Annotated in this window: 3 protein-coding genes; 2 read left to right on the top strand and 1 reads right to left on the bottom strand. The window is 70.2% G+C overall.

Translation table 11 applies throughout. The features are described 5' to 3' along the window. Positions 1-90 precede the first annotated feature (90 nt). A complete protein-coding gene (locus VF794_RS32885; RefSeq protein ID WP_331117071.1) occupies positions 91-1,542 on the bottom strand; it encodes an amidase in 1,452 nt (483 codons plus the stop codon). 245 nt (positions 1,543-1,787) lie between these two features. On the opposite strand from VF794_RS32885, the gene VF794_RS32880 reads away from it, so the two are divergent. Both VF794_RS32880 and VF794_RS32875 read left to right on the top strand, forming a co-directional pair. Then, a complete protein-coding gene (locus tag VF794_RS32880) occupies positions 1,788-2,570 on the top strand; it encodes a WecB/TagA/CpsF family glycosyltransferase (protein WP_331117070.1) in 783 nt (260 codons plus the stop codon). A 37-nt stretch (positions 2,571-2,607) separates the two neighbouring features. After that, positions 2,608-3,186: acyltransferase (locus VF794_RS32875; protein WP_331117069.1), on the top strand; the 579-nt coding region annotated here is incomplete at its 3' end.

Here is a 3,186-nt window from a genome sequence, read left to right as displayed (position 1 = left end):
CATCGAGAAGGCGGCGGAGCAGGTGCTCGAGGCCCTCGGTGAGGGCGAGCCGGGGCTCGTGGTGGATTGACGGGGAGGGAGACCCTCGGGTCAGTACCCCGGGGGCCGCTGGAAGGGGCCGGTGATGTCCGTGAGGGCCTCGCACAGGGCGAGCAGCTCCTCGTCGAGCCACCTGCGGCCCACCACCTGGATGCCCAGGGGCAGGGGGGAGTTCACGAGCCGCGCCACGGGCATCACCACCACGGGGTGGCCGGTGAGGTTGAAGGCGGCGGTGAAGCCACAGGTGCCGGTGAGGTAGGGCACCTCCTGCCCGTCCACGTCGAGGCACTCGCCACTGGGGCGGTGGGTGAAGGCGGAGCCCACGGCGGTGGGGCACAGCCACGCGTCCCACTGCGAGAGGAAGGCCTCCACCTGTCCGGTGATGCGGTCGTGCAGGGAGAGGGCCTCGATGTACTCGCTCATCTCGCTGTTCACCCCGCGAACGACGCCGCGGTTGAGGATGGCATCGCCGCGCATGGCCTTGAAGCGCACGCTGAAGAGGAAGCGCCCCATGGCCTCCATCTCGGAGCCGAGCTCCGCGCCGAGCACGCGGCCCCACACCTCCCACATCTCCTCGTAGTCGAGCCCCGGCGGGGCGCACCGCTCCACCCGGCACCCGAGCCCCTCCAGGGTGGTGGCGAGCTTCTCCAGCGCGGCGCGCGTCTCGCGCGAGACGGGGATGCCGCCGAAGTCCTCCGTCCAGGCGAAGCGGTAGGAGCTCAGCTCGCGCGGGGGCACGTCGCGCACGGGGACGGGAGGCACGTCCCAGTCCTCGTCATCCGGGCCCGCGAGCAGCTTCAGCCCCAGCTTCAGGTCCTCCACGCTGCGGGCGAGTGGCCCGGCGGCGCCCTCGTAGCGCACGCCGCGGGGGCGGCCGGGCAGCGGGGGGATGTGGCCGGAGATGGGGACGCGGTGCTCGGTGGGCTTGAAGCCGAAGACGCCGCAGTAGTGCGAGGGCACGCGGATGGAGCCGGCCAGGTCACTGCCCACCTCGAGGGGGGACATGCCGGAGGCCACGGCCGCGGCGCCTCCGCCGGTGCTGCCGCCGGGGGTGCGTGTCTCGTCCCACGGGTTGCTGGCCCGGCCGAAGAGGGGCCCGTTCGTCTGCAGGTCCAACGTCAGCGTGGGCAGGTTCGTCTTGCCCAGGAGGATGGCGCCAGCGGCCTTCAGGCGCGCCACCACGGTGGCGTCGCGGGTGGGCACGTGGTCCTTCAGCCGGGGGTAGCCGCTGGTGGTGCGCACCCCGGCCGTCATGAAGGAGTCCTTGATGGTCATCGGCACGCCGTGCAGCGGGCCCCACACCTCGCCGCGGGCGAGCGCCGCGTCGGCCTCGCGGGCGCGGGCGCGGGCGCGCTCCTCGTCGAGCGTCACCACGGCGTTGAGGCGTGGGTTGTGCCGGGCTACCTGGGCCAGGTGGACTTCCAGCAGCTCGTGGGCCGACACCTCCCGAGCGCGCACGAGGGCGGCGAGGCGGTGGGCCGGAAGGAAGTGAAGCTCCTGCATAAGGTGCCGTCCTCCGCGCAATGTGCGATGCGTCGTGGACCGCTGAAGCTAGACACTGGCCACGGGGACTCCGTTACCTGGTGCCCGAAAGTCTTCCCCAGGCGTTCACCACGTGGCGGACGGACGGCGGGCCCTCGTTGATGGAGGACACTCCGCACGGGCCGCGAGGTCACGTAATACCCGGTGTGGAAGTCATTCCGATGCCTCACCGGCTCCACTATCCTCCGCGCCCGAGGGAGGGACGCATGCAGAGCCAGCAGGTCACGAAGTCCGAGGAACGGGCGCGCAGCTTCATCTCGCTGCTGGACCGCATCCGCATCATCCACGACGAGGCGGCGCAGGAGGCGCTGCTCGACGAGCTGGCCCGGCCCGAGCGCCCCTTCATCCTCTCCTTCGTCAACGCGCACGCCATGAACCTGGGCTGGAACCAGCCGAGCATGCTGGAGGGGCTGCTGCGCTCGGACCTGCTGCTGCGAGACGGCATCGGGGTGAAGTTGGGGCTCAAGGCATTCGACCGGCCGTATGGGTTGAACCTGAACGGCACGGACTTCATCCCCCGCATCGCCGGCAGGTACGCGGGGCGCAAGGCGGCGCTCTTCGGCACGCGCTCGCCGTGGTTGGACAACGCGCGGGCGAAGCTGGAGGCGCTGGGGCTGACCATCGTGGCGCAGCAGGAGGGGTTCGATCCTCCGGAGACGTACGTCCAGCGGGCCGTGGAGACGAAGCCGGACCTCATCATCATGGCCATGGGCATGCCGAAGCAGGAGGCCGTGTCGGTCCAACTGCGCGAGGCGCTCCAGCACCCGGTGCTGATCGTCAACGGAGGCGCCATCCTCGACTACCTGGGAGGCAAGGTGCCGCGCGCGCCGGTCGTCATGCGTCAGGTGGGGATGGAGTGGCTGTTCCGGCTGGCGGTGGAGCCCAAGCGGCTCTTCAGCCGTTATGTGCTGGGCATTCCCATCTTCTTCTCGCACGTGGCCGAGGTCCGCATGGGAGGAGGGCGGTCAGGCGGGCACGGGTCGCCCTAGCCCGGTGGGGACGTCTCCGTGTCTAATGGACGGGCACATGGATTCCGCCCTCGCCCCGCATCAGGCCTTCCTGAACACGAAGACCTTCGGAGCCCTGGACGGGCTGCGCGCCTTCTCCATCCTGTCGGTGGTGCTCTACCACGTGGCGGAGACGCACGAGGGGCTGGTGGGCCGCTTGTACCTGGGCGTCTCGCTCTTCTTCGCCATCAGCGGCTTCCTCATCACCACGCTGCTGCTGCGCGAGCGGGACAAGACGGGGGACATCTCGCTCAAGGGCTTCTACGCCCGGCGCTCGCTGCGCATCTTCCCGCTCTACTACGCGGTGCTCGGCCTGTACGCGGCGCTGGTGTTCGTCTCCGAGAAGGATCCGGTGGTGCGCGGGGACTTCTTCTCCAACCTGCCGGCTTTCCTCACCTACACGTCCAACTGGTTCGTTCCGCCGGCCGCGGACAAGCGCGTCATCTTCTACTTCGCCTGGTCGCTGGCCACCGAGGAGCAGTTCTATCTGCTGTGGCCCGGCGTCATGCGCGCGCTGCGCAGGGCCGGCGCCGCGCTCTTCATGACGGGGCTGCTGGCCGTCTCGGTGTGGGCGCCGTGGGCGGTGGAGACGCAGAGG

Origin of the sequence: Archangium sp. (assembly GCF_036389735.1) — a bacterium.
GTDB lineage: Bacteria > Myxococcota > Myxococcia > Myxococcales > Myxococcaceae > Archangium.
Note: the sequence above shows the minus strand (reverse complement) of the source record. Positions and strands in the feature narration are given on the sequence as shown.